Origin of the sequence: Kitasatospora sp. NPDC051702 (assembly GCF_040681575.1) — a bacterium.
In the GTDB taxonomy this organism is placed as follows: domain Bacteria; phylum Actinomycetota; class Actinomycetes; order Streptomycetales; family Streptomycetaceae; genus Kitasatospora.
The window spans coordinates 66331-91644 of record NZ_JBFAZB010000042.1; the positions used below are offsets into that span (position 1 = coordinate 66331).

Sequence of the window (25314 nt, forward strand, 5' to 3'; positions counted from 1 at the left end):
GGGGTGCGGAGGGCGGACCGACGGCGGCCGGACGGGCGGCGGGGGCGGTGCCCCCGGTTGACGCCCGGTCAGGGCGCCCGCTCGTCCGGCCGGTTGGTGCGACGGTCAGCGGCCCAGTCGGCCGCGGACCATGCCGAGCATGGCGTTGAGTTCCTCGATCCGCAGGCGTTTCGCGATGAACACAAAAACCACCATCTGGAGACCGCCGGCCAGCAGCACCGAGAGCACGCTGCCCGACCAGCCGCCGAGCACCCGCTGCACCGCCAGGCTGACGCCGAGGCCGATCACCGCGGCCGGCACGCAGGCGGCGGCCAGCCGGCTGTAGGTCTTGCCGATCCGCTTGGTGTCCAGGCCGCCGATCTTCTTCTTCAGCTTCGGCAGCGCGACCGTGACGCCGACCGCGTAGGCCAGGCCGTAGCCGAAGGCCATGCCGATCACGGTCCACTGGGCGGGCAGGGCGAACCAGCAGACGAGCGAGAAGCCGGCCTGGCAGACCGCCACCCAGACGGTGTTGGAGAACGGCGTCCGGGTGTCCTCGTAGGCGTAGAAGCCGCGCAGCATCACGTACTGGGCCGAGTACGGGATCAGCCCGAGCGCGAAGGCCGAGAGCATCAGGCCGACGTTGGTCGCGTCGTCCAGGGCCGTCGTGCTGCCGCCGACCGCGTAGATCGTGCGGCCGATCGCCGGGCCGAGCGACAGGAACAGGAAGGCGCCCGGGACGACCGCCACCGCGGTGGTGCGCAGCCCGTACGACAGGTCGTCGCGGACGGCGCCGGCGTCCTCGTCGGCCGCCGCCCGGGAGAGCCGCGGGAGCACCGCGCTCATGATCGAGACGGTGATGACGGCCTGCGGGAGCTGCCAGATCAGCAGGGCGTTGGAGAAGGCCGAGAGGCCGACACCGCCGTGGCCGCTCTTCTCCGCGGCGCTTCCGGCGGCGGTGGCCAGCTGGGTGATCACCAGGTAGCCGGCCTGGTTGGCGAGCACGAAGAAGAAGGTCCACTTGGCCAGCCGGGCGGCCTTGCCCAGGCCGTGGCCGCGCCAGTCGAAGCGGGGCCGGAAGCGGAACTCGGCGGCCCGCAGGTACGGGATCATCGCCAGGGACTGGACGACGAGGCCGAGCAGGGTGCCGAGGCCGAGCAGCCGGACGCCCTCGGGGGAGATCGTCTCGGGGGTCACCTGGGTGCCGCCGAAGCCGCCGTACACCCAGATGTAGGCGCCGAAGGTGAAGATCACCACGACGTTGTTGAGGACCGGGGTCCACATCATCGCGCCGAACCGGCCGCGGGCGTTCAGGATCTGGCCCATCACGACGTGGACGCCCATGAAGAAGATCGTGGGCAGGCAGTACCGGGCCAGCGCCACCGTGGTGTCGGCGCGGGCCGCGTTCTCCATCATCGGGTGCGCGATCAGCTGCACCAGGAGGGGCGCCCCGAGCACGGCCAGGAAGGCCACGCCGCCGAGTCCGACCATCACCAGGGTGAGCAGCCGGTTGGCGTAGGCGGTGCCGCCGTCCTCGTCGTTCTTCATGCTGCGCACCAGCTGCGGCACGAAGACCGCGTTCAGCGCGCCGCCGCCGATCAGGATGTACAGCAGGGTCGGCAGGGTGTTCGCGGCGTTGTACGAGTCACCCATCGTGACGACGCCGATGGCCGCGGTGATCACCATGGTGCGGACGAAGCCGGTGCCGCGGGAGACCAGCGTGCCCGCCGCCATGATCGCGCTGGAGTTGAGCAGGTTGGCGACCTTGCCGCCGCCGGCCGCCGGGGCGGGAGCGGTCGTCTGCGCCTGCTGCGCGGCGTGCTCCTCGGCGACGATGTCCGCCAGCGGCTCCACCGCCGGCGGCACCGCGACGGCGGCCACTTGCATGGTGGCCTCCTCCTCGGAGAGCGGCGGGTCGAACTCGATCGGGGGCACGAAGGGGCGGTGACCGTCCGGTCCGCCGTGCGGCGGCTGCTGCCCCGGGTAGCCGCCCGCCGGCGGGTACGGCGCGGGGGCGGTCGGCGGCGTGCCGAAGGGCGGCACGTGGCCGGCCGACGGGGCCGCCGGCGGGGCCGGGGCGGGCTGGGGCGCCGGCGGCTGGGCGGCCGCCTGCGCCTGGGGCGCGCCGAACAGCGCGTCCACGCCGACGTACTCGGTGGTCTCGCTGTCCCAGGCCGAGTGCGCGGGACCGGGCTCCCACTGCGGCCGGGGCTGCTCGGCGGCACCCCAGCGGTCGCCGCCGGCCGGGGCGTGCGGCTCCTGCCAGGCGGGCTGCGCCGGGGTGTCCCAGCCGGGCTGCACGGGCGGCACGGGGGCCGTGAACGGCGCCGGCGCCACCGGCGTCGGGTAGCCGCCGCCCTGCGGCGGCAGCTGCGGCGGAACGTCGTACGCGGTGGCCTGCGGCTGCGGTGCGGCGGGCCGGTCGGCCCGCAGGCCGTACGGGTCAGGACCGTCCTGCGGGTTGCCGTACGCGTCGGCCGCGTACGGGTCCTGGGCGTAGGTGTCGGCCACGTACCAGTCGCCGGACGGCGACTCGGCACCCGGCCGGCTCTCACCGCGGCCCGGGGGCCGCTCCTCGCTGCGCCCGGTCATGTCACCTCTTCGCTGTCGTGGGGGAGGCCGGCCCGGCGTTGCGGGGGGTCGGCGGTATCAAGGACCAACCTTCTCATCACTGGCGGCCCGATCCCGGCCATCCGCGCTGCTGCCGCGCGGTGTCCGCGCCCGTCCGTCGCCGGTGGTGTCCTGGTCGGCGGCGTCCTCCGGGCGGCCCCCGGCTCCGGCGCCGGTACCGTCGGCGGCGTCGTCCGCGGTCCCGTCCCCGGCCGGCTCCCGGGCGGCGTCGGCCGCCGGGCCCTCCACCGGCTGGTCGCCGTCGGCGTGCGGCTGCCCGGCGCGCCGCTTGCGCTGGCGGACGAAGCGCAGCGCGGCCAGCAGCAGCAGGACGGCGGCGCCCGCGAAGACGTAGAGCACCCCGTTGGTCACCGAGGTGACCTCGACCCGGAAGTTCTGCTCGTCGCCGTACTTCTCCGCGTTGGGGCCGGTGGTCCACAGCTGGGCGGTCATGGTGACCGGCCCGTTGTTGTGGGCCTCGGCCTGGAAGCGGAGGGTGATGCTGGCCGAGGCGGGGATGACCAGCTGCTCCTCGGTCTTCACCTTCAGCCGGTTCGGCTGGGTGGAGGTGAGCACCAGCTTGAGGTTGGTGACAGGCTGGGTGAGGTCGTTGCGGACGCTGACCTGCAGCAGGCCGGTGTCGCCGGAGAGGGTGACCGCGCTCTTCTGCGGCACCCGGACGGCCTCGATCAGTTCGTTCAGGTACACGGCGACGCCGGCGCGGTAGGCCGCCCCGGACGGTGCCTCGGCGCGCCACTCGGTGGACAGCGAGCGGACCATCGCGGCGCTGAAGGGGCCGCGCACCCGCTGCGGCAGGGTGAGCACCCGCATCAGCATGTCCAGGTTGTGCTGGATCCCGTCGGTGCTGGTCAGGGCTGCGGCGGGGAGTTCCGAGGCACGGGCCCGGGTCGGGTAGTCGGTGGCGGGGGGCACGGCCGTGGTGGCCTTCTGGTCCGCCGGGCCCTGGGCCAGGGTGTCCAGCTTGACCGGCGCCAGCCACTTGTCGGACGCCGCGGACAGGGCGCTCGCCAGCGCCTTGGCGGTGTTCACGGTCAGGTCGCGCGGCGGCATCACCAGCAGTCCGCGCTGGTTCTGCGGCTGCTCGTGGGTGATCGTGTAGGTCTCGGCGAGGAAGCGCTGGACGGCCAGGGTCTGCGCCTGCGGGGTGCCGAGGTCGCCCTGGAACAGCCCGGAGACCGTCTCGTCGGCGACCACCGCGTTCTGCCCGTTGCCGATCGGCCGCACCGCGGACGGCGTGTAGGTCATCGAGTCCGGCTCCGGCATGCTCGCGCCGTTGACCAGGACCAGGCCGCTGCCGGACTGCTGGGCGACGCCGGCGATCTGCTGGTCCAGGTAGCCCTGGTACGGCCAGGCCACGTCCGAGCGGGTGTCCACGGACAGCCGGCCCTCGACGGTCAGCCGGCCGGCGGTCGCCGCCTTGCCCAGGGCGGTGCCCATGCCGGCCAGGTCCGCGCCGTTGTGCGCGATCGAGGCGAGGTCCGGGTCGGCGTACGGCAGCGACACCACCTGGGAGCCCTGCTTGGCGACGGCCGCCCGCAGCTTGTCCAGCCAGGCCGTGGCGGCGGCGGAGCCGGTGCCGAGGAAGGTGTTGTCCTCCTTGGCGGGCTTGCCGTCGGCGCCCGGCTTCTGCACCCGGTACGGCTTGGTCATCGCGAAGGCGGTGTCCAGCAGGTCCGGGTCGACCACCCAGGTCAGCCCGTTCAGCTTGGCGCCGGTGTCCACCAGCTCGTAGAGCCGGCCGCCCGGGGCGAACTCGGCGGCCAGGCTGTCGTCCCGCAGCACCGGGACGGTCTGGTCGTTCTCGGCGTAGGTCTGCGCGGCCAGGACGGGCGCGTGCACCAGCGGCCAGAGCGTGGTGACCCTGGTCGGCTGGGCCTCGGCGGCCCCGCCCGGGTTGTACGGCAGGAAGGTCCGGGCGATGCCCAGGGCGCGCTCGCGCGGGTTGTCCGCGGTGGCGCCCCAGGCGTCCACCGCGAGCTCGTAGACGCCGCTCTCGGACATCCCGAGCTCGTTCACCGCGACGCCCAGGGTGTACGGCTGGCTCTGACCGGGGCCGAGCGGGGGCAGGGCGAACTGCGGGCTGTCCAGCTCCACGCCGTCCTGACCGGTCGGGACGGTCCGGCCGGCCACCAGGGACAGGTCGTTGCGCCGCTGCAGCGGCTTGCCCGAGTTGGGTTTGCGGACGGCCGCGTGGGCGTCCTTGAGCGCCGCCTTGCCGGCGTTGGTGACGTGCCCGGTGATGGTGACCACGCCGTTCGGGGCGGCCACCTGCGGCGTCATCGACTCGATGGTCATCACCACCGGGGACTCGGCCGAGACGCCGCTGTCCGCGGCCGGCCGGACGTTGCCGCCCGCGGGCAGCGCGGTGGCCGGGGCGGCCGCCGCGAACAGGGTCAGGGCGGCCCCGCAGGCGGCGGCGAGCCGACGGGCCGCGCGGCGCGCGCGCGTCCCGGGCCCGCGCCCCCCGGCGGGGTCGTCGGCCCGTCCAGACTGTCGGTGCGCCCCCAGGCCCGAGTGCCGTGCCGGCTCACTCACTCGTTCCGCCCTCGCCGTTCTCGATCGCTCGCTGCTGATGCTGTTCGCATGACGCTCTTCGCCTGACGCTCGTCGCCGCGTTGGTGCCGCGGATGCCCGACCGGTTCCGGCGCTACGCTCCGCCGGTCGCGGTGGCACGCGACACCGCATCCCCAGTCCGGTGCCCGAACCCGTCCACCGGCATGGTAACGATGCAGCCCGGGATGCAGTGTTGCGGGCCTTGGGGTGAGACGCCCAAAACGCGCGGGCGGTTGACCTTCCGGGGCACGTACCCTTGTGAGCCGTGTCCACTGCCAATGAGTCCACCGCGCGCACCGACCGTTCCAGCACCGCCGTGCAGGCCGTCCCAGGCCTGAGCGAGGCCCAGACGATGGGGCTGCAAGAGCTGCTGCGGGTGTCGCCGGTCGCCGACGAGATCGCCCGCCGGTTCCAGGCGGCCGGTCACCGGCTGGCCCTGGTCGGCGGCTCGGTGCGGGACGCCCTGCTCGGCCGGCTCGGCAACGACCTGGACTTCACCACGGACGCCCGCCCGGAGCAGGTGCTGAAGCTGGTCAGAGGCTGGGCGGACGCGGTCTGGGACGTCGGCATCGCCTTCGGCACCGTGGGCGCCCGCAAGGACACCCCCCAGGGCTCCTTCCTGATCGAGATCACCACCTACCGCTGCGAGGCGTACGACCGGACGTCCCGCAAGCCCGAGGTCACCTACGGCGACACCATCGAGGAGGACCTGGTCCGCCGGGACTTCACGGTCAACGCGATGGCGGTCGACCTGCCCGGCCGCGGCTTCGTGGACCCGCACCACGGCCTGGAGGACCTGGAGGCCCGGGTGCTGCGCACCCCCGCCACCCCCGAGGAGTCCTTCTCCGACGACCCGCTGCGGATGATGCGCGCGGCCCGGTTCGCCGCCCAGCTCGACTTCGACCCGGCCCCCGAGGTCGTCGCGGCGATGACCGCGATGGCCGAGCGGATCGCCATCGTCTCCGCCGAGCGGGTCCAGGCCGAGCTGAACAAGCTGCTGCTCGCCGAGCACCCGGTCAAGGGCCTGCGGCTGCTGGTCGACACCGGCCTGGCCGACCACGTGCTGCCCGAGCTGCCCGCGCTGCGGCTGGAGCGCGACGAGCACCACCGGCACAAGGACGTCTACGAGCACTCGCTGACCGTCCTGGAGCAGGCCGTCGACCTGGAGCAGGAGGGCCCGGACCTCACCCTGCGGCTGGCCGCGCTGCTGCACGACATCGGCAAGCCGCGCACCCGCCGGTTCGAGTCGGACGGCCGGGTCTCCTTCCACCACCACGAGGTGGTCGGCGCGAAGATGACCCGCAAGCGGATGCGCGAGCTCAAGTACTCCAAGGAGCTCACCGAGGACGTCTCGCGCCTGGTCGAGCTGCACCTGCGCTTCCACGGCTACGGCGGCGGCGAGTGGACGGACTCCGCGGTGCGCCGCTACGTCACCGACGCCGGCCCGCTCCTGGAGCGCCTGCACAAGCTCACCCGCTCCGACTGCACCACCCGCAACCGCAAGAAGGCGGCGGCGCTGTCGCGCACCTACGACGGCCTGGAGGAGCGGATCACCGAGCTCAAGGCGCGGGAGGAGCTGGACGCCGTCCGCCCGGCGCTGGACGGCAACCAGATCATGGAGCTGCTCGACCTCAAGCCCGGGCCGCAGGTCGGCAGGGCCTACAAGCACATGCTCGAGCTCCGGCTGGAGCACGGCCCGATGGAGCACGACGAGGCGGTCGCCGCGCTGCGCGCCTGGTGGGCGGCGCAGCAGGGCTGAGCACGCCGGAGGGGGCGGCCCCGGCCTCGGCCGGAGCCGCCCCCTCCGGGCGGGTGCCCGTCAGCCGTTGACGCTCTGCAGGCAGAGCACGTAGCTCAGCGCCGTCAGGTTGGAGTAGGTGCGGGTGTAGGTGCTGTCCGACTTCGGCTGCTTCTCGCAGACCTTGTCGTCGGAGGTGGCGAAGTACTTCCAGACCACCTTGTACTGGGCGCGGGAGTCGCTGCAGGGCAGCATGGTGATCTTCGGGCTGGCGTCGTGGGTGGCGCCGGTGCCGTTCTCGTTGCGCAGGCAGTCGCCGATCTTGGCGTCGTCGATGCCGTCCGGAGTGGCGCTGGGGGTGGCCACCGGCGGGAGCGTGAACGTCGGCGTGGGCACCGGCCGCGGGGTGTACGTCGGCAGCGGCGGCGGCGAGAAGGTGGTCACCGGGGGCACCGTCACCGTGGGCACCGAGACCGGCGTGACCGGGTCGTCCTTCTTGGGGCCGAGCACCCCGGTGGCGGCCAGCACGATCGTCAGGACCAGCGACAGCGGCAGCAGCAGCGCCAGCATGTGCGGCCGCCGGGTCAGCGGGACGCCGGGGTCGAGCTGCGGTCCGTGGCTGCCCGGGACGGGGTACGGCAGCTGCTTGACCCGGCCGTTGGGGATCAGGTTCAGCAGCAGGGTGATCGGGGCCAGCAGCACCGAGACCGGGCTCCACCAGCCCTGGACCAGGGTGCGGGCGGACATGTCGCGCACCGTCGCCGTCCCGCAGGTGCGGCAGAACGGGCCGGACATCCGCAGCATCCGGTAGGCCAGGACCAGGCCCTGGTGGCCGCGGACGGTGGTGTCCACGGCCGGGAATCCGCCGCAGAAGCGGCAGGTGGGCCCGTCCTGCGGCCCGGGCTGCGGGTACCCGTAGCCGTAGCCGGGCGCGGACTGCTGGGGGTAGCCGTACGCCTGGTCGGGCGGCGGCGGGGCGGCCGGGTAGCCGTAGCCGGGCGGGCCCGACGGCGGGGGTGGCGGAGTCGGCTGGCCGTACGGGTTACCGGTGGCGTACGGGTTGCCGTCGTTGGGCGGCTGCGCGCCGTACGGCATCTGGGGCGGCGGAACGGACAAGAGGTCCCCCGGGGACGGTGGTGGCGGAGAGGTCAGGACTTCCCGACCGGCGGGGTGCCGGTGCGGGCCAGCGGGCCGAGGCAGAGCACGTACCGCTTCTTGTTCCAGCGGCGTCCGCTCTTGCCCGACACGGCACTGGTGGTCTGCGGCGTCTGCTTGCAGCGGTTCACGTCGGTGGTGTTGTCGAACGTCGACAGGACGCGGTAATTCGCTTTGGAGTCAGTGCACTTGGCGATCTCGACGTCGCGTGAACCGCTCACCTTGACGCAGTCGCCGGGCTTGGCGCTGCTGACGCTCGGACCGCTCACGAAGTAGCCGACGGCCAGGGCGATGCAGCCGCCGACCAGCCCGACGGCCTTCAGCTTGGCCTTGGTCCCGCGCTTCTTGGCGGGTGCCGCGGGGGCCTGGCCGGCCGGTCCGGGCTGCGGGTACCCGTAGGGCCCGGCGGGGGGCTGCTGCCCGTACGGCGGCTGGGCGCCGGGCTGCGGCGGGCCGTACCCCGGGGGCGGCCCGTAGCCGGGCGCGGGCTGCGGCGGGGCCGGCTGCGGGTACCCGTACGGCCCCGCGGGCGGCTGCTGTCCGTACCCGGGCTGCGGCGGCCCGTAGGCCGGCTGAGGCTGGCCGTACGCCGGCGGCGGCCCGTACGGGTTGGGCGGTGTGCTCATCAGTTCGTCCCCCGAGACCGAGTGCTGTCGCTCCGACAGGTCTGACGTACCTTAGCGACTCGCTCGGACGCCGTCGGTCCCGAGGGCCCGGGGGGGTCAGGAGGACGGGCCGCCGGGGAGGGGCTCGTCCCGCCGGGCGGCGCGCAGGTAGAGGGCCGCGGAGATCGCGTACACCGCGGACACCCCGCCGACCACCGCGACCGAGCGGCCGGACAGCGGCAGCACCAGCGCGGTGACCAGGGCGGCCGCCACGAAGGCCACGTTGAACAGCACGTCGTAGATGGCGAACACCCGGCCGCGGTACTCGTCCTCGACCGACTCCTGGACCACCGTGTCGGCACAGATCTTGGTGCCCTGGGTGACCACCCCGAGCAGCAGCGCCGCGACCAGGCAGGGCACCAGGGAGAAGCTCAGGCCGAGCGCCGGGACGAAGACCACCGGCGCCGCGAGGCAGACCGTCATCCAGCCGGCCAGTCCGAGCCGGCGGGTGCACCAGGGGCTGATCACCGCGGCGATGAAGAACCCGGCGGCGGAGAGGCCGACCGCCTGGCCGAGGGTGACCAGCCCGGCCGCGCTGTCGGCCGGGTCGTTGAAGGTGTAGCGGGCGAGCATCACCACGACCACGATCAGCACGCCGTAGCAGAACCGGGCCGCGGTGACGGCCGCCAGCGCGTGGACGGCGGGCCGGCAGTCCCGGGCCAGGTGGCGGACGGCGGCACCGAGCTCGACGGCGGCCCGGACCAGGGCCTGGCCGAGCGCGGGCCGGTCCCCGTGCTGCTCCGGGCCGAGCAGGTCGCGGTCCATCCGGCGGGCGGCCAGCGCGGCCGACAGGTAGAGCAGCGAGGCCACCGTCACCAGCGCTGCGTCCGCCCGCGGCCCCGGGGCCATCACCTGGTGCAGCAGGAAGCCGATGCCGCCGCCGGAGGCCGCGGCGACCGTGCCCAGGGTGGGGGAGAGGGCGTTGGCGGTCACCAGCCGGTCCTGCTCCACCACCCGGGGGAGGGCGGCGGACAGGCCGGCCAGGATGAACCGGTTGAGCGCGGTGACCAGCAGCGCCGAGGCGAAGAACAGCCAGGTCGGCGCCTCCGCCAGCAGCAGTGCGCCGGTGCCCAGCCCGAGCCCGAAGCGGGCCAGGTTGCCGTAGTAGAGGACCTGGCGGCGGCGCCAGCGGTCCAGCAGCACGCCGGCGAACGGGCCGATCACCGAGAACGGCAGCAGCATCACGGCCAGCACCGAGGCGATGTCGGCGGGGGAGGACTGCTTCTCCGGGGAGAACACGACGTAGGCGGCGAGCGAGACCTGGAAGACGCCGTCCGAGAGCTGGGAGAGCACCCGGGCGGTCAGCAGCCGCCGGAAGTCCCGGCCGCGCAGGAGACCGAGGAGCGTGGCACGGTGCGGGGACTGGTGGGTGCTGCCGTTCTCGGTGATCGCCACCCGCTCAGGGTGCCATGGATCCGTCCGTTGTTTCACGTGAAACATCGGCCGGGAAACGGTGAAGGGCCCACGATCCGGTGATCGTGGGCCCTTCGGAGCCGCTACGGGCGGTCACCCGCGGTGCAGCTCAGCGCTCAGCGCTCGACCTCGCCGCGGATGAACTTCTCGACGTTCTCCTTGGCCTCGTCGTCGAAGTACTGGACCGGCGGGGACTTCATGAAGTACGAGGAGGCCGACAGGATCGGGCCGCCGATGCCGCGGTCCTTGGCGATCTTCGCGGCGCGCACGGCGTCGATGATGACACCGGCCGAGTTCGGGGAGTCCCAGACCTCGAGCTTGTACTCCAGGTTCAGCGGGACGTCGCCGAACGCGCGACCCTCGAGGCGGACGTACGCCCACTTGCGGTCGTCCAGCCACGCCACGTAGTCCGAGGGGCCGATGTGGACGTTCTTGGCGCCCAGCTCGCGGTCGCGGATCTGCGAGGTGACGGCCTGCGTCTTGGAGATCTTCTTGGACTCCAGGCGCTCGCGCTCGAGCATGTTCTTGAAGTCCATGTTGCCGCCGACGTTCAGCTGCATGGTGCGCTCGAGGATGACACCGCGGTCCTCGAACAGCTTGGCCATCACGCGGTGCGTGATGGTGGCGCCGACCTGGGACTTGATGTCGTCACCGACGATCGGCACGCCGGCCTCGGTGAACTTGTCCGCCCACTCCTTGGTGCCCGCGATGAACACCGGCAGGGCGTTCACGAAGGCGACCTTGGCGTCGATGGCGCACTGCGCGTAGAACTTGGCCGCGGCCTCGGAACCCACGGGCAGGTAGCAGACCAGGACGTCGACCTGCTGGTCCTTGAGGACCTGGACGACGTCGACCGGGGCCTCGTCGGACTCCTCGATGGTCTCCAGGTAGTACTTGCCCAGGCCGTCGAGGGTGTGGCCGCGCTGGACGGTGACGCCGGTCGGCGGCACGTCGCAGATCTTGATGGTGTTGTTCTCGCTGTTGCCGATGGCGTCGGCCAGGTCGAAGCCGACCTTCTTGGCGTCGACGTCGAACGCCGCGACGAACTCCACGTCACGGACGTGGTAGTCGCCGAACTGGACGTGCATCAGCCCGGGGACCTTGCCGGCCGGGTCGGCGTCCTTGTAGTACTCGACACCCTGCACCAGCGACGCGGCGCAGTTGCCCACGCCCACGATGGCTACGCGAACCGAACCCATTCCGGTTGCTCCCTGTGATCTCATGAGCACCGCCGGGGTCGACGGCACTCGTCCTGCTTCTTCGATGACTGCTTGTACGGGCGCGAGGCGCCCACTCCTGCCGCGCGGCACGGGGCTGGCGCGGTGTCAGCGCTCCTGGGCGGAGCGCCCCGGGCGGTCGTACGGTGGCCCGGGCGGGTCCAGGGACCCTTCCTCCTGGCCACGGCCGTCCGAAGTCCTGTGGGGTGCGGCGGTGGTGCCGCCGCCGGTGGCGGGCCCGGTCCGGCCGGTGCGGTTGGCCCGCTCGGTCTCGATCAGCTCGTTGAGCCAGCGGACCTCGCGCTCCACCGATTCCAGTCCGTGCCGCTGCAGCTCGACGGTGTAGTCGTCGAACCGCTCGCGGGCCCGGGCCAGCGAGTTGCGCATCTTCTCCAGACGCTCCTCCAGCCGGCTGCGCCGCCCCTCCAGGACGCGCATCCGCACGGCCCGGTCGGTCTGGCCGAAGAACGCGAAGTGGACGCCGAAGTGCTCGTCCTCCCAGGCGTCCGGCCCGGAGTCGGCGAGCAGCTCCTCGAACCGCTGCTTGCCCTCGGGGGAGAGCCGGTAGACGGTCTTGGACCGCTTGCCGTTGAGCGCGGTGGCCGGGACGTACTCGACGTCCGGGTTGTCCTCGACCAGGAAACCCTGGGCGACCAGGCTCTTCAGGCACGGGTAGAGCGTTCCGTAGGAGAACGCCCGCAGCGTGCCGAGCAGGACGTTGAGGCGTTTGCGCAGCTCGTAGCCGTGCATCGGTGCGTCGTGGAGCAGGCCGAGAACGGCGAACTCCAACACTCCTGAGCGCCTGCCCACTGCCGTCGTCCTCCTCCCTCTCGACCCTCGTCCGGCCGCTGCATCGGGCGGTATGCCGTCTCGATGTATCGGCTCGATATATCGAGAACAGTAAACCGGGCCCTCGAAAGGGGCAAGGGGGGCACGCGTGAATGTGATCACAAGCCGACGCGCGGGGGAGATTGGCAACGGGCGTGTAATGATCTGCTGCCGTTTTGCGGTTATTGGCGACTGATGCCCGATTAGTTGCGATTCTCTGCTGCGTACGCTGTCGCGTGTGCACGAGGACCACCTCCGGGGTTAGGGCGGTTGGCGGGCATCGGACGTGAACCCTGCCTTCAGGCTGGAACCGCCTGGCGAGGAGTGGCTGCAACATGAGCGAACGACGGCGAAGGACGCCCGACCCGGGCGGTGACGGGCAGCAGCCCCCGGGTGGCGGTGGCCGTCAGGGCGGACCCGGCCGTGACGAGCTGAGCTCGGACGGGATCGGCCGCCGGCGCCCTCCGGGCGTCCGGGAGACCGCCCAGCAGCCCCGGATGGGTCGCGCCGAGATGCGCAAGGCCGCGCAGAAGGGCGGCAAGGGGGGTCGCCGCGGTGCCGCCGCGGCCTCGGCCGCTGCCGCCGCCGACCCCGGGAAGAAGCGCTTCATCGACTACCCGCGGTTCGGCAAGACCGGCGTGCGGCGCTGGCTGCCCTCCTGGAAGCAGTGGCTGACCGCGTTCCTGACGGTCTTCGCCGCCTGCGTCGGCGTCGTGTTCTACCTCTACCAGACCACCGAGATCCCGCAGCTCAAGGACCTGGTCAAGGATCAGAACACCATCTACTACTGGGCCGACGGCACGGAGATGACCCGCAAGGGCGACACCAACCGCCAGATCGTCGAGCTCGCCGACATCAGCCCCACCCTGCAGAACGCCGTCATCGCCGCGGAGAACGAGACCTTCCGCACCGACAGCGGCGTCGACCCCAAGGGCATGCTGCGCGCCGTCTACAACATGGCGAAGGGCGGGGAGACCCAGGGCGCCTCGACGATCACCCAGCAGTACGTCAAGAACGCCTACCTGAGCCAGGAGCAGACCCTGACCCGCAAGGTCAGGGAGTTCTTCATCACGCTGAAGATCAATCAGAAGATGGAGAAGCCCGACATCCTGAAGGGCTACCTCAACACCAGCTGGTTCGGCCGCAACGCCAACGGCGCGCAGGCCGCCGCCCAGGCGTACTACGGCGTCAACGCCAAGGACCTCAACCTCTGCCAGAGCGCCATGCTGGCCGGGCTGCTGAAGGGCGCGAACTACTACGACCCCACCAAGGCCGCCAACCGCCAGCGCGCCGAGGACCGCTGGAAGTGGATCCTCGACCGGATGGTGGAGACCAAGAACGCCACGGCGGAGGAGCGGGCGAAGTGCACCACCTTCCCGGACCCGGTCCCGCTGAAGCCCAGCTCCAACATGAACGGTGAGGTCAGCTACCTGGTCGACACCGCCAACAAGTACGTGATGGCCACCGACAAGACGATCACCCAGCAGATGATCGACAAGGGCGGCCTGAAGATCTACACCACGTTCGAGAAGGACAAGGTCGACGCCCTGAAGAAGGCCGTCGACGACGTCAAGAACGAGAACCTCAACCTGCAGAAGCGCCCCGACCAGGACAAGTGGGTGCAGTTCGGCTCCGCCAGCATCCGCCCGGGCGACGGTGCGATCGTCGCCCTGTACGGCGGCGACGGCGTGGAGAACGGCCACTTCGACAACAACGCCGACGCCATCGGCGTCCAGGTCGGCTCGACCTTCAAGCCCTTCGTGCTGGCCACCGCGATGCAGGTCGGCGTCCAGACGGCCACCGACGACAAGGGCAAGCCGAAGCGGATCAACGCCGACAGCCGCTACCTCTCCGACGACATGTCCGAGATCCGCAAGCCCGACGGCTCGCTGGTGATCGGCGACGACGGCAAGCCCTACCGGCAGAAGAACGAGGACAGCGGCAAGCGCGGCTACGTCTCGCTGCGGCAGGCCATGCAGTGGTCGTACAACGTGCCGTTCGTCCAGCTCAACCAGGACGTCGGCGGCCAGAACGTGGCCAACATCGCCGAGCAGATGGGCATCAAGAAGGAGAGCTTCGCCGACCCGAAGACCCCGACCTTCGCCCTCGGCACCTCCACCATCAGCCCGATCCGGATGGCCACCGCCTACGGCACGCTGGCGGCCAGCGGCAAGGAGTCCGAGCCCTACTCGGTCACCAAGGTCGAGGTGGACGGCAGGGAGCGCGCGGGCTTCGGCAAGAAGGACGCCAAGGTGGCGCTGGAGCCGGCCGTCGCGGACAACGTCACCGACGTGCTGGTGAACGTGGCCAAGAACGGTACGGGTAGCAAGAGCAACGCGCTGGGCCGCCCGGTGGCCGGCAAGACCGGTACCACCGACCAGAACAAGTCGGCCTGGTGGGTCGGCTACACCCCGCAGCTGGTCACCAGCGTCGCGATGTGGCGCGAGGACCCGACCAAGCACGAGCGGCTGTCGCTCAACGGCACCGGCGGCAAGGAGTCCATCCACGGTGGTGACATCCCGACCGACGTCTTCACCCGGTACATGAAGGCCGCCCTGGCCAACGAGAAGAAGATGGACTTCCCGACCCCGCAGCCCGTCGGCACCGAGGTGGACTCCTCCGGCGCCCCGAGCACGGCGTCCCCGACGGCCTCGCCGACGATGACCGACACCCCGACGGCCCCGCCGACCCAGCAGCCCGGCCCGACCCAGACGCAGCCGGCCGGCGGCAACAACCCGCCGCAGCCGCCCGTGCCCACCCAGGGCGGCGGGAACTGCGTCCCGGGCGTGGACTGCCCGGCCCCGCAGCCGACCCAGACGCAGCCGACCAAGACCCACCCCGGTCCGACGAACACCTGCATCCTGCCCGGCCTGTGCAACTCGACCCAGCCCACGACGACGCCGACCGACCCGCCCACCACCACGACGTCGCCGACCAAGTCGGGCAAGCCCACCAGCACCCCGGGAGGCGGCGGCCAGGTCGCCCCGGCGGGCTGATCCACCTCCCGTCGAACGGGCGAACGGCGGCGGCGGTCCTCTGCGGAGGGCCGCCGCCGCCGTTTCGTCATGATTCGCCGCCGACCGCCGCGGCCGCGGCCGCACCGGAACGGGGTCCTCCTCGTCCCGGTCGGGCCGGTGCGGCAGGATGTCCGGCATGACGTCGAGCGATCGTGACGAATCCGCCGCCCCGGTCGGGACCGGCGACGCCGCAGGGCCGGCCCAGCCCGCCGTCGGCACGGCCGCCCCGCCGGCCAACACCGTGGTCGTCCCGGCCGACGAGGACCCGGTGGCGGCGGCCGGCAGCGAGGTGATCGGCGGCCCGCCCGGCCGCCGGGCGCTGCTGGGCGTCTCCTGGTGGATCCCGGCGCGCTTCCTGGCGCTGGCGGTGATCGTGGTCTCGGTGCTCGGGATGCTGCAGAAGGCGCCCTGCTACCAGCAGGCCTGGTTCCAGCCGGGTTCGCCGCAGTACATCCACGCCTGCTACAGCGACATCCCGCACCTGTTCTCCGGCCGCGGCTTCTCGGCCGGGCTGCACCCCTACGTGGACCGCATCCCGGGCACCTCCGGAGACCTCCAGTATCTCGAGTACCCGGTGCTCACCGGGCTGTTCATGCAGCTGGCGGCCTGGCTGACGCCGGGCGGCGGCACCCAGCAGAGCCAGGAGCAGTGGTTCTGGGCGATCAACGCCGGGATGCTGATGGCCTGCGCCGTGGTGGCCGTGGTGGCGCTCTCGCGCACCCACCGCCGGCGCCCGTGGGACGCCCTGCTGTTCGCGCTGGCCCCCGTGCTGCTGCTGAACGGCACGGTCAACTGGGACCTGCTCGCGGTCGCGCTGGCCGCCGTGGCGATGGCCTGGTGGGCCGGCTCCCGGCCCGGCTGGGCGGGCGTCTTCATCGGCCTGGCCACCGCGGCCAAGCTCTACCCGGTGCTGCTGCTGGGCCCGCTGCTGGTGCTCTGCTGGCGGACCGGGAAGTGGCGCGAGTTCCGCGCGGCGCTGGGTGGCGCGCTCGGCGCCTGGCTGGTCGTCAACCTGCCGATCATGATCGCCAACTGGCAGGGCTGGTCGACCTTCTACGTCTTCAGCAAGCACCGCGCCGAGGACTACGGCTCGTTCTGGGTGATCCTGATGCAGAACCGCGGGGCGGGCCTGGCCGACCTCGACCTCTACATCGGCGTGCTGATGGTGCTGGGCTGCCTGGCCGTCACGTGGCTGACGCTCTCGGCGCCGCGCCGCCCGCGCTTCGCGCAGCTGGCCTTCCTGGTGGTCGCCCTGTTCGTCCTGGTCAACAAGGTGTACTCGCCGCAGTACGCGCTCTGGCTGCTGCCGCTCGCGGTGCTGGCCCGGCCGCGCTGGCGGGACTTCCTGGTCTGGCAGGCCTGCGAGGTGCTCTACACCCTGGGCATCTGGTCCTACCTGGGCTTCGTCACCGGGCCCAAGCAGCACGGCATCGGCGAGGCCTGGTACCAGTTCGCGGTCGTGCTGCACCTGCTGGGGACGCTCTACCTGGTCGTCATGGTGGTCCGCGACGTCCTGCTGCCGGACCGCGACCCGGTGCGCTGGGACGGCACCGACGACCCGTCCGGCGGCGTGTTCGACCGCGCCCCGGACGCCTTCGTGCTCGGCACCGCCCGCCGGCTGCGCGAGGAGGAGAGCTACGCCGGGTACGCGCCGGCCGGCGCCGAGCAGTGGCTCGGTGAGCCGCAGCTGCTGGAGCCGGCCGACAAGCCGTAGGCCCCGCCCGGACGGACGGTCAGCGGTCCACCACGCGGTCGAAGTGCGTGGTGGTGTGCCGCACCTGGAGACCGAGCTCCTCGCCGATCGCGGGGGCCTTGGTCTCCCCGTCCAGGAACAGCAGCGAGACCTGCATGTGCGGCGGCTCGGCGAACCAGAGCTGCTTGCCCGCCCAGTGGAACGGCGACTTGGTCTTGTTGACCGTCGCCAGACCGGCCCGGGCGATGCCCTTGGCCCGCGAGGACATGCCCTGCACGTACTTGGGCGCCTCCAGGCCGATGCCGTGCGCGGTGCCGCCGGCCACGACCACGATGTGGCCGTCGGACGGCGCCGGGTGCTGGCGGTAGCCGTAGCGGTCGCCCTTGCGCACCGGGGTGACGTCCAGCACGGTGGCCCGGACCTCCAGGGCGCCGTGGTCGCCCAGCCAGAGCCGGGTGCCGATCCGGGCGCGGAAGACGGTGTCCGGGTAGCGCTGGGCCAGCTGTTCCATGCCGGCCGCGCCCAGGTGGCTGACGTACACGGTGTGCACCGGCAGCCCGGCGGCCCGGGCGGTGTCCACCCAGTGGGCGACCTCCTCGACCGGGCTGGAGCCGTCCGGCCGGTCCATCGGCAGGTGCAGGGCCAGGCCCTCGAAGGCCACGCCGTCCAGCTCGGCGGCGACCGCCGGGAGCTCGGCGGCGGAGACCCCGTGCCGGCGCATCGTGGTCATGCACTCCACCACCACCCGGGCGCCGGGCAGTGCCCGCAGGGCGTCCAGGTTCGCCACCGTCCGGATCACCCGGGCGTGCGGCAGCGGCAGCACCTCCTCGCCGACCCGGTACGGGGTGAGGACCAGCAGCTCGCCGCCGTACCACTCGGCGGCGTCGGCCGCCTCGTACGCGGTGCCGACGGCCAGCACGCCGGTGCCGAGCAGCGTCGCCTCCTCGGCCAGCCGGTGGTTGCCCAGGCCGTAGCCGTTCCCCTTGGCGACCGGCACCAGTCCGGGGAACTCGGCCAGCACGGTGCGCTGGTGGGCGCGCCAGCGTTCGGTGTCGAGGTAGAGCGACAGCGTCATCGGGTCAGCCTCCTCAGCGGCGGGACATGTAGAGGTCGAGGGCCTTGTGCAGCAGCTTGTTGAGCGGGAAGTCCCACTCGCCGAGGTACTCGGCCGCCTGGCCGCCGGTGCCGACCTTGAACTGGATCAGGCCGAACAGATGGTCGTTCTCGTCCAGGGTGTCACTGATGCCGCGCAGGTCGTACACGCCGCCGCCGAGGGCGTAGGAGTCGCGCATCATGCGCCACTGGATCGCGTTGGAGGGCTTGACCTCGCGCTTGTGGTTGGCCGAGGCGCCGTACGAGTACCAGACGTGCTCGCCGACCACGAGCATCGTGGTCGCGGCCAGCGGCTCGCCCTCGTGGTAGGCGATGTAGAGCCGCATTCGGTTGGGGTCCTCGGCGGTGAGGGCCTTCCACATCCGCTGGAAGTAGGACAGCGGGCGCGGGGTGAAGCGGTCGCGCTCGGCGGTGACCAGGTAGAGCTGGTGGAAGATCGGCAGCTCGTCGTAGCCGCCCTGGAACACCTCGACGCCGCTCTTCTCGGCCTTCTTGATGTTCCGGCGCCAGAGCTGGTTGAAGCCCTTCTGGATGTCGTCCAGCGAGCGGTTGGCCAGCGGCACCTGGAACACGTAGCGGGGCTGGACGTCGCCGAAGCCGGCGCCGCCGTCCTCGCCCTGCAGCCAGCCCGCCTTGCGCAGCCGGTCGGCCACCTCGAAGGCGCGCGGCTCGTACCAGTCGGCCTCGATGTCGCGCAGGCGCTTGGCCTGCTTGGCGGCGATGGCCTCCTTGATGGTGGGGGCGTTCCAGCGGCGGATGACCACCGGCGGGCCCATCTTCACCGAGAAGGCGCCCTGGGACTTCAGGTGCGCCAGCATCGGGGAGAGCCAGCGGTCGAGGTCGCGGTCGAACCAGTCGATGACCGGGCCCTCGGGCAGGTAGGCGAGGTAGCGCTTGACCTTGGGCAGCTGCCGGTAGAGCACCAGGCCGGCGCCGACGAGCTGGTTGGCCTCGTCGAACCAGCCGATCGACTCCGATCGCCACTCGGCCTTCACGTCGCCCCAGGACGGGACCTGCATGTGGCTGGCCGAGGCACGGCTCCTGATGAAGGCGAGGTGCTCCTCGCGGGTGATCGTCCTCAGGCGCAGGCTCATGCTCGGTGCTCCTCGTCGGTCGGGCTGCGGTGAGCCCCAGGTTCTCGGGCTGACCCTATCGTCCGGGGCCCGGACGCCCGAGTCCCCGGGCGTGACGGCGCCCCCGTCGCGTACCTGTCTCCTTGCAGATACGCCACGGGGGCGCCCAGGGTTCCGCGCGGGGCGGCCGGGGGCCGGGTTCAGCCCCAGAGTCCCCCGCGGGCCATCCCCAGGTAGAAGCCGACGGCCGAGGCGCCGAGGCTGACCATCAGCACGAACCGCTCGGCCGTGGTGACCGAGACGAACACGCCCAGCAGCCCGGTGACGATCCCGAACAGACCGGTCCACGAGGTCAGCAGGTGGAGGTTGTGGAAGAACGAGGTCGTGAAGGCGATCACTCCCAGCACGGCCGTGAGGGCCACCAGGGTGTTCTCGCGGGGGTGCGGGTGGCCGTCGGTGTTCAGCGTGAGGGCCGGCATGTGGTGGACGGACTGGGCCATGTGTCCCACCTCCTGGCGTGGAGACGAACGAGCAGGAATCCCGTTCCGTCCAGATTGCGGCGGTTGGGCCGCTCTCACAACCCCTATGCGTTTTGTTCGGCCGTACGGGTGCGGGTAGGGTTGGCCGTCTGCACTGGTGTAGTTGTGCCCCCTTGCGCCCTCTTCCGGGCGACCACCCCCTCCGGGGTGAGCGGGGCCCGCTGTCGGACCCGGCCGCTACGGTGGCCGGTGTCGTCACTGCTCCGGTGCCGACGCTGCACAACCCTCCTGCCACGGAGAGACCGTGGCCGTTGAGTCCAAAGGAGGTGGGTTACCCATGCGTCACTACGAGGTGATGGTCATCCTCGACCCCTCGGTCGAGGAGCGCGCTGTCTCCCCCCTGATCGAGAACTTCCTCACCGTCGTCCGCAACGCCGGCGGCAAGGTGGAGAAGGTCGACACCTGGGGTCGTCGCCGTCTGGCTTACGAGATCAACAAGCAGTCCGAGGGCATCTACTCGGTCATCGACCTGAAGGCCACGCCTGAGGTCGTCAAGGAGCTCGACCGCCAGATGGGCCTGAGCGAGTCGGTTCTGCGGACCAAGGTCCTGCGCCCGGACACCCACTGAGCCACCTCTGAGGCCTTCGGGTCTCGGGTAGCTCGCGTCCGCTGTTTCACGTGAAACAGCGGTGAACGGACATCTTCCCGAGAGGTCATCACCACCATGGCAGGCGAGACCGTCATCACCCTCGTCGGCAATCTCGTCGACGACCCCGAGCTGCGCTTCACCCCGTCGGGTGCGGCGGTCGCGAAGTTCCGTATCGCGTCCACCCCCCGCACCTTCGACCGTCAGACGAACGAGTGGAAGGACGGCGAGAGCCTCTTCCTCACGTGCAACGTCTGGCGGCAGCCGGCGGAGAACGTGGCCGAGTCGCTGCAGCGGGGCATGCGCGTCATCGTGCAGGGCCGACTGCGCCAGCGGTCTTACGAGACCAAGGAAGGCGAGAAGCGGACGGTCTTCGAGGTCGAGGTCGACGAGGTCGGCCCGAGCCTGCGCTCGGCGACCGCCAAGGTCACCCGGGCCAACCGGTCCGGCGCTCCCGGTGGCGGCTTCGGCGGCCAGCAGGGCGGCGGCCAGGGTGGCGGCAACTGGGGAGGCGGCGGCGGCCAGCAGGGCGGCGGCGGCTGGGGTGGAAACTCCGGCGGCGGCCAGTCCGGCCCCTCCGACGACCCGTGGGCGTCCAGCACTCCGTCCGGCGGCCAGCAGGGCGGCGGCAGCTGGGGTGCCCCGTCCGGTGGCGGCTACTCGGAAGAGCCCCCGTTCTAAGAGCTGACAGATTTCGTGCGGCCCGGCCGCGGCGTCCCAGGACGCCCGCCGGGCCGTGAACCCCAAATGGAGCACACAATGGCGAAGCCGCCTGCTCGCAAGCCGAAGAAGAAGGTTTGCGTCTTCTGCAAGGACAAGGTCAACTACGTTGACTACAAGGACACGAACCTGCTGCGGAAGTTCATCTCCGACCGTGGCAAGATCCGTGCCCGCCGGGTCACCGGCAACTGCACCCAGCACCAGCGTGACGTCGCCACGGCCGTGAAGAACAGCCGTGAGATGGCGCTGCTGCCCTACACCAGCACCGCGCGCTAAGAGAGGGTGACCAAGTAATGAAGATCATCCTCACGCACGAGGTGCCGGGTCTCGGCTCCGCCGGCGAGGTCGTCGAGGTCAAGGACGGCTACGCCCGCAACTTCCTGGTCCCGCGTGGCTTCGCCATCCGCTGGACCAAGGGCGGCCAGAAGGACGTCGACGCCATCCGTCGCGCCCGCAAGATCCACGAGATCCAGACCCTCGAGGCCGCCAACGAGGTCAAGGGTCAGCTCGAGGGCGTCCAGGTCAAGCTGGCCGTCCGCTCGGGTGACGCCGGCCGCCTGTTCGGCTCGGTGACCCAGTCCGACGTCGTCGAGGCCATCAAGGCCGCCGGCGGCCCGGCCGTGGACAAGCGCGCCGTCGCGATCGCCTCGCCGATCAAGACCGTGGGCACCCACAAGGTCTCGGTCAAGCTGCACGCCGACGTCCAGGCCAACCTCGACGTCGCCGTCGTCGCCGCCTGAGTTCCGTAGCAGTGGCCTGAGGGCCGGGCTCCTCCGGGAGCCCGGCCCTCAGTCGTTCCCTCAGTCGTACCCGCGGCTGCTCGGGCGGTCGACGCCGCCCCGGGAAGGCCCGGTGGAGCGGCCCGGAGCGGCCTACGCCCGGACGGCGCCGGTCACCAGCCAGCGCCCGCCGCGCGCCCGGCCGACCAGGAAGGCAGCCCGGACCAGGATGAACAGGTTCATCGCCCACCAGAGCCCGGCCAGCCCGGCGCCGGTGGCGGGCACCGCGACGGCCACCGGGGTGAACACCACCAGGGTCGCGATCGCAGCCCGGGCCAGGTAGGGGCCGTCCCCGGCGCCCATCAGCACGCCGTCCAGCACGAAGACCAGACCGGCCACCGGCTGGCTCAGCGCGAGCAGCAGCAGGGCGGTGTCCAGCTGGCCCTGCACCGCCGGATCGGGCGTGAACAGCGGCACGTAGAGCGGGCGGGCCACCACCACCAGCAGGCCGAGCACCACCCCGGAGCCGATCCCCCACTCGACCATCCGTCTGGTGGCGGCCCGGGCTCCCGGCACGTCCGAGGCGCCCAGGTAGCGGCCGATGATCGCCTGCCCGGCGATCGCGATGGCGTCCAGGGCGAAGGCCAGGAAGCTGAACAGGGTCATGGTGATCTGGTGGGCGGCCACCTGGTCGTCCCCGAGCCGGGCGGCCACCGCGGTGGCGATCATCAGCACCGCGCGCAGGCTCACCGTGCGCACCAGCAGCGGGCCGCCGGCCCTGGCCCCGGCCCGGATGGCGGCCGCGTCGGGCCGCAGGGAGGCCTGCTCGCGGCGCGCCCCGCGGACCACCACGACCAGGTAGGCGGCGGCCATCCCGGTCTGCGCCAGCACGGTGCCCCAGGCCGAACCGGCCACCCCGAGCCCGGCCCCGTAGACCAGTCCGGCGTTCAGCCCGATGTTGGCGGCGAAGCCCGCGACGGCCACCAGCAGCGGGGTCCGGGTGTCCTGGAGGCCGCGCAGCACGCCGGTGGCCGCGAGCACCATGAGCATCGCCGGGATCCCCAGGGCGCTGATCCGCAGGTAGGTCACGGCGTAGGGGGCGGCGGTGGGCGAGGCGCCCAGGACGTCGGCGGTCCAGGGGGCCAGCAGCAGGGTGAGCAGGACCACCGGGACGGCCAGGCCGAGGGCCAGCCAGATGCCGTCGACGCCCTGCTGGACGGCGCCCCGGCGGTCCCCGGCCCCGATCCGGCGGGCCACCGCGGCGGTGGTGGCGTAGGCGAGGAACACGAACACGCCCGTCGCGGTGGAGAGCGCGGCGGCGGCCACCCCGACACCGGCCAGCTGCGGGGTGCCGAGGTGCCCGACGATCGCCGAGTCGGCCATCAGGAAGAGCGGCTCGGCGACCAGCGCACCGAAGGCCGGGACGGCCAGCGCGAGGATCTCCCGGTCGTGCCGGCGTCTGGACGGGGTCGGGGCGGTGGGCGAGACGGTCATGGGCTCCAGGCTACTCATCCACAGGTAATGGTTGCCAGGGCCAGGCGATCATTACTCGAATTCTTGAGCGACGCGCCCGGCCCGCTCGGTGCCCACAGCCGTTCGGAGGTGTGTGAAGAATTTCTCATGCACAGGCCCGGATCGAGGTAGTCCCAGGTCAACGGGTTGACGGTGGATCGATGGTCGGGTTATCCACAGGACCTTCCACAGGGGTGTCCACAGCTTTGCGGCACTTCTCCACAGGACGGCGGCGCTCGTCCACACCCCCTGTGGATAACCGCCTTGGCTGAACGGCTCCCGGCGCCTTAGCGTGGGCCCTCCGCCCGACACTCCAGCCCGCCCCGGCGTCCGATTTGTCGGAGCCGTGGCGTACAAAGAGGAGCGGCTCAGCTCCACCCAGCCACCGGCAAGGCCCGCTCCATCTCGCACCACTCGCTGAACGGGGAACACGCGTGACCGGCCCCCAGTACGACGACCACGACGCCCCGCCGCCGGAGGAGGACTGGCCGACCGCGGAGGACCCCTTCCCGGCCGGTGCCTTCGACGACGCGCCGTTCCCGGACGGCCCCGGCGACCGGCTCCCGGTCTCCCGCGCCCGCGGCGGCCAGGGTGGCGGTCAGGGGGGCGGCCAGGGCGGCCGTGACGGCGGCTTCCAGAAGGGCGGCTTCCAGGGCGGCAAGGGCGGCAAGGGCGGCTCCCAGCGCGACGGCGGCCGCGAGGGCGGCTGGCAGCGCCGCGACGACGAGGGCCAGGGCGGCGGGGACGGCTTCGAGCGGGTCCCCCCGCAGGACCTCGCGGCCGAGCAGTCCGTCCTCGGCGGCATGCTGCTCTCCAAGGACGCCATCGCCGACGTGGTCGAGGTCCTCAAGCCGGCCGACTACTACCGGCCCGCGCACGAGCTGGTGCACGGCGCCATCCTCGACCTCTACGCCCGCGGTGAGCCGGCCGACCCGATCACCGTGGCCGGCGAGCTCACCAAGCGCGGCGAGCTGCAGCGCGTCGGCGGGGCGTCCTACCTGCACACCCTGGTCAACTCCGTCCCGACGGCCGCCAACGCCGAGTACTACGCCCAGATCGTCCACGAGCGCGCGGTGCTGCGCCGGCTGGTCGAGGCCGGCACCCGGATCGCCGGCATGGGCTACGCGGCCGAGGGCGACGTCGACGAGATCGTCAACGCCGCCCAGGCGGAGATCTACGCCGTCACCGAGCAGCGCACCAACGAGGACTACGCGCCGCTCGCCGACATCATGGAGGGCGCGCTCGACGAGATCGAGTCGATCGGCTCCCGCAACGGCCAGATGTCCGGCGTCCCGACCGGCTTCGCCGACTTCGACGCGCTCACCAACGGCCTGCACCCCGGCCAGATGATCGTCATCGCCGCCCGTCCCGCGATGGGAAAGTCGACCCTGGCGCTGGACTTCGCGCGGGCCTGCTCGATCCACCACAAGCTGCCGAGCGTGATCTTCTCGCTCGAAATGGGCCGCAACGAGATCGCCATGCGCCTGCTGTCGGCCGAGGCCCGGGTCGCGCTGCACCACATGCGCTCCGGCAGCATGACCGACGACGACTGGACGCGGGTCGCCCGCCGGATGCCGGACGTCAGCGAGGCACCGCTGTTCATCGACGACTCGCCGAACCTGTCGATGATGGAGATCCGGGCCAAGTGCCGCCGGCTCAAGCAGCGCAACGACATCAAGCTGGTCGTCATCGACTACCTCCAGCTGATGCAGTCCGGCGGCTCCCGCCGGGCCGAGAACCGCCAGCAGGAGGTCTCCGACATGTCGCGAAACCTGAAGCTGCTGGCCAAGGAGCTGGAGGTGCCGGTGATCGCGCTCTCCCAGCTGAACCGTGGCCCCGAGCAGCGCACCGACAAGCGCCCGATGGTCTCCGACCTGCGCGAGTCCGGCTCGATCGAGCAGGACGCCGACATGGTCATCCTGCTGCACCGCGAGGACGCGTACGAGAAGGAGTCCCCCCGGGCGGGCGAGGCCGACCTGATCGTCGCCAAGCACCGAAACGGCCCCACCGCCACCATCACGGTGGCCTTCCAGGGCCACTACTCCCGTTTCGTCGACATGACCCGGGACTAGGGCGTGTCTTTCGGATCACGCCAGGCGGTCGCCGCCGGGGCACGCACCTCGCCGGCTTCTCGTCAGTCGCCGATGCTCCGCATGGACTCCC

The 25314-nt window shown here is 71.9% G+C and carries 19 protein-coding genes; 8 read left to right on the forward strand and 11 right to left on the reverse strand.

Annotated elements, in window-relative coordinates:
- Window positions 1-105: 105 nt before the first annotated feature.
- A complete protein-coding gene (gene murJ / locus AB0N04_RS29070; RefSeq protein WP_360212844.1) occupies window positions 106-2571 on the reverse strand; it encodes a murein biosynthesis integral membrane protein MurJ in 2466 nt (821 codons plus the stop codon).
- 57 nt (window positions 2572-2628) lie between these two features.
- The gene (locus tag AB0N04_RS29075; protein ID WP_360212842.1) at window positions 2629-5145 is read right to left on the reverse strand and encodes a DUF6049 family protein; all 2517 of its coding nucleotides are present in this window, start codon (window positions 5143-5145) and stop codon (window positions 2629-2631) included.
- Between the two features lie 370 nt (window positions 5146-5515).
- Between AB0N04_RS29075 and AB0N04_RS29080 the strand changes: the two genes are divergently transcribed.
- Window positions 5516-6922: a CCA tRNA nucleotidyltransferase gene (locus tag AB0N04_RS29080; RefSeq protein ID WP_360212940.1), complete on the forward strand. Its 1407-nt coding sequence runs from the start codon at window positions 5516-5518 to the stop codon at window positions 6920-6922.
- Between the two features lie 60 nt (window positions 6923-6982).
- On the opposite strand, the gene AB0N04_RS29085 is transcribed toward AB0N04_RS29080, so the two are convergent.
- The 5 genes from AB0N04_RS29085 to AB0N04_RS29105 all read right to left on the reverse strand — a co-directional run bounded on the left by AB0N04_RS29085 (window position 6983) and on the right by AB0N04_RS29105 (window position 12161).
- On the reverse strand, window positions 6983-7996 hold the full coding sequence (locus AB0N04_RS29085; protein ID WP_360212840.1) for a hypothetical protein: 1014 nt from the start codon (window positions 7994-7996) through the stop codon (window positions 6983-6985).
- A gap of 53 nt (window positions 7997-8049) precedes the next feature.
- Window positions 8050-8682: a hypothetical protein gene (locus AB0N04_RS29090; RefSeq protein ID WP_360212838.1), complete on the reverse strand. Its 633-nt coding sequence runs from the start codon at window positions 8680-8682 to the stop codon at window positions 8050-8052.
- 96 nt (window positions 8683-8778) lie between these two features.
- On the reverse strand, window positions 8779-10116 hold the full coding sequence (locus AB0N04_RS29095; protein ID WP_360212836.1) for an MFS transporter: 1338 nt from the start codon (window positions 10114-10116) through the stop codon (window positions 8779-8781).
- A gap of 134 nt (window positions 10117-10250) precedes the next feature.
- Window positions 10251-11333, reverse strand: a complete 1083-nt coding sequence (locus AB0N04_RS29100) for an inositol-3-phosphate synthase (RefSeq protein ID WP_313764715.1) — start codon at window positions 11331-11333, stop codon at window positions 10251-10253.
- Window positions 11334-11459: 126 nt separating this feature from the next.
- Window positions 11460-12161 carry a PadR family transcriptional regulator gene (locus AB0N04_RS29105; protein ID WP_360212834.1) on the reverse strand — a complete coding sequence of 234 codons (702 nt, stop codon included), beginning with the start codon at window positions 12159-12161 and terminating at the stop codon, window positions 11460-11462.
- Window positions 12162-12514: 353 nt separating this feature from the next.
- Between AB0N04_RS29105 and AB0N04_RS29110 the strand changes: the two genes are divergently transcribed.
- Window positions 12515-15175: a transglycosylase domain-containing protein gene (locus AB0N04_RS29110; protein ID WP_360212833.1), complete on the forward strand. Its 2661-nt coding sequence runs from the start codon at window positions 12515-12517 to the stop codon at window positions 15173-15175.
- Between the two features lie 157 nt (window positions 15176-15332).
- Window positions 15333-16910, forward strand: coding sequence for a glycosyltransferase 87 family protein (locus AB0N04_RS29115; protein ID WP_360212831.1), 1578 nt, complete (start codon window positions 15333-15335; stop codon window positions 16908-16910).
- A gap of 19 nt (window positions 16911-16929) precedes the next feature.
- On the opposite strand, the gene AB0N04_RS29120 is transcribed toward AB0N04_RS29115, so the two are convergent.
- The 3 genes from AB0N04_RS29120 to AB0N04_RS29130 all read right to left on the reverse strand — a co-directional run bounded on the left by AB0N04_RS29120 (window position 16930) and on the right by AB0N04_RS29130 (window position 19575).
- The gene (locus AB0N04_RS29120) at window positions 16930-17964 is read right to left on the reverse strand and encodes an alanine racemase (protein WP_360212829.1); all 1035 of its coding nucleotides are present in this window, start codon (window positions 17962-17964) and stop codon (window positions 16930-16932) included.
- Between the two features lie 13 nt (window positions 17965-17977).
- Window positions 17978-19096, reverse strand: coding sequence for a peptidoglycan bridge formation glycyltransferase FemA/FemB family protein (locus tag AB0N04_RS29125; protein ID WP_360212827.1), 1119 nt, complete (start codon window positions 19094-19096; stop codon window positions 17978-17980).
- Between the two features lie 179 nt (window positions 19097-19275).
- A complete protein-coding gene (locus AB0N04_RS29130; RefSeq protein ID WP_360212825.1) occupies window positions 19276-19575 on the reverse strand; it encodes a hypothetical protein in 300 nt (99 codons plus the stop codon).
- A 316-nt stretch (window positions 19576-19891) separates the two neighbouring features.
- On the opposite strand from AB0N04_RS29130, the gene rpsF reads away from it, so the two are divergent.
- The 4 genes from rpsF to rplI all read left to right on the forward strand — a co-directional run bounded on the left by rpsF (window position 19892) and on the right by rplI (window position 21660).
- Complete coding sequence (gene rpsF, locus AB0N04_RS29135) at window positions 19892-20182, forward strand: 30S ribosomal protein S6 (protein ID WP_063348486.1); 291 nt, start codon at window positions 19892-19894, stop codon at window positions 20180-20182.
- Between the two features lie 96 nt (window positions 20183-20278).
- The gene (locus AB0N04_RS29140) at window positions 20279-20881 is read left to right on the forward strand and encodes a single-stranded DNA-binding protein (protein ID WP_360212823.1); all 603 of its coding nucleotides are present in this window, start codon (window positions 20279-20281) and stop codon (window positions 20879-20881) included.
- 78 nt (window positions 20882-20959) lie between these two features.
- A complete protein-coding gene (gene rpsR / locus AB0N04_RS29145) occupies window positions 20960-21196 on the forward strand; it encodes a 30S ribosomal protein S18 (protein ID WP_030304537.1) in 237 nt (78 codons plus the stop codon).
- A gap of 17 nt (window positions 21197-21213) precedes the next feature.
- On the forward strand, window positions 21214-21660 hold the full coding sequence (gene rplI / locus AB0N04_RS29150) for a 50S ribosomal protein L9 (RefSeq protein WP_360212821.1): 447 nt from the start codon (window positions 21214-21216) through the stop codon (window positions 21658-21660).
- A gap of 132 nt (window positions 21661-21792) precedes the next feature.
- Here the strand turns inward: rplI and AB0N04_RS29155 are convergent, their stop codons facing one another.
- Window positions 21793-23133: an MATE family efflux transporter gene (locus tag AB0N04_RS29155; RefSeq protein WP_360212819.1), complete on the reverse strand. Its 1341-nt coding sequence runs from the start codon at window positions 23131-23133 to the stop codon at window positions 21793-21795.
- Between the two features lie 452 nt (window positions 23134-23585).
- Between AB0N04_RS29155 and dnaB the strand changes: the two genes are divergently transcribed.
- A complete protein-coding gene (gene dnaB, locus AB0N04_RS29160) occupies window positions 23586-25223 on the forward strand; it encodes a replicative DNA helicase (protein ID WP_360212817.1) in 1638 nt (545 codons plus the stop codon).
- The last annotated feature ends 91 nt before the right edge of the window (window positions 25224-25314 follow it).

Excerpts from the sequence above, each read along its gene's own strand:
- AB0N04_RS29085 (WP_360212840.1), bottom strand. The coding sequence starts at position 7,996 with ATGCCGTACGGCGCGCAGCCGCCCAACGACGGCAACCCGTACGCCACC.
- murJ (WP_360212844.1), bottom strand. The coding sequence starts at position 2,571 with ATGACCGGGCGCAGCGAGGAGCGGCCCCCGGGCCGCGGTGAGAGCCGG.
- AB0N04_RS29125 (WP_360212827.1), bottom strand. The coding sequence starts at position 19,096 with ATGAGCCTGCGCCTGAGGACGATCACCCGCGAGGAGCACCTCGCCTTC.
- AB0N04_RS29120 (WP_360212829.1), bottom strand. The coding sequence starts at position 17,964 with ATGACGCTGTCGCTCTACCTCGACACCGAACGCTGGCGCGCCCACCAG.
- AB0N04_RS29140 (WP_360212823.1), top strand. The coding sequence starts at position 20,279 with ATGGCAGGCGAGACCGTCATCACCCTCGTCGGCAATCTCGTCGACGAC.
- AB0N04_RS29155 (WP_360212819.1), bottom strand. The coding sequence starts at position 23,133 with ATGACCGTCTCGCCCACCGCCCCGACCCCGTCCAGACGCCGGCACGAC.
- rpsR (WP_030304537.1), top strand. The coding sequence starts at position 20,960 with ATGGCGAAGCCGCCTGCTCGCAAGCCGAAGAAGAAGGTTTGCGTCTTC.
- AB0N04_RS29110 (WP_360212833.1), top strand. The coding sequence starts at position 12,515 with ATGAGCGAACGACGGCGAAGGACGCCCGACCCGGGCGGTGACGGGCAG.
- AB0N04_RS29100 (WP_313764715.1), bottom strand. The coding sequence starts at position 11,333 with ATGGGTTCGGTTCGCGTAGCCATCGTGGGCGTGGGCAACTGCGCCGCG.
- AB0N04_RS29080 (WP_360212940.1), top strand. The coding sequence starts at position 5,516 with ATGGGGCTGCAAGAGCTGCTGCGGGTGTCGCCGGTCGCCGACGAGATC.
- rplI (WP_360212821.1), top strand. The coding sequence starts at position 21,214 with ATGAAGATCATCCTCACGCACGAGGTGCCGGGTCTCGGCTCCGCCGGC.
- AB0N04_RS29115 (WP_360212831.1), top strand. The coding sequence starts at position 15,333 with ATGACGTCGAGCGATCGTGACGAATCCGCCGCCCCGGTCGGGACCGGC.
- AB0N04_RS29090 (WP_360212838.1), bottom strand. The coding sequence starts at position 8,682 with ATGAGCACACCGCCCAACCCGTACGGGCCGCCGCCGGCGTACGGCCAG.
- AB0N04_RS29130 (WP_360212825.1), bottom strand. The coding sequence starts at position 19,575 with ATGGCCCAGTCCGTCCACCACATGCCGGCCCTCACGCTGAACACCGAC.
- rpsF (WP_063348486.1), top strand. The coding sequence starts at position 19,892 with ATGCGTCACTACGAGGTGATGGTCATCCTCGACCCCTCGGTCGAGGAG.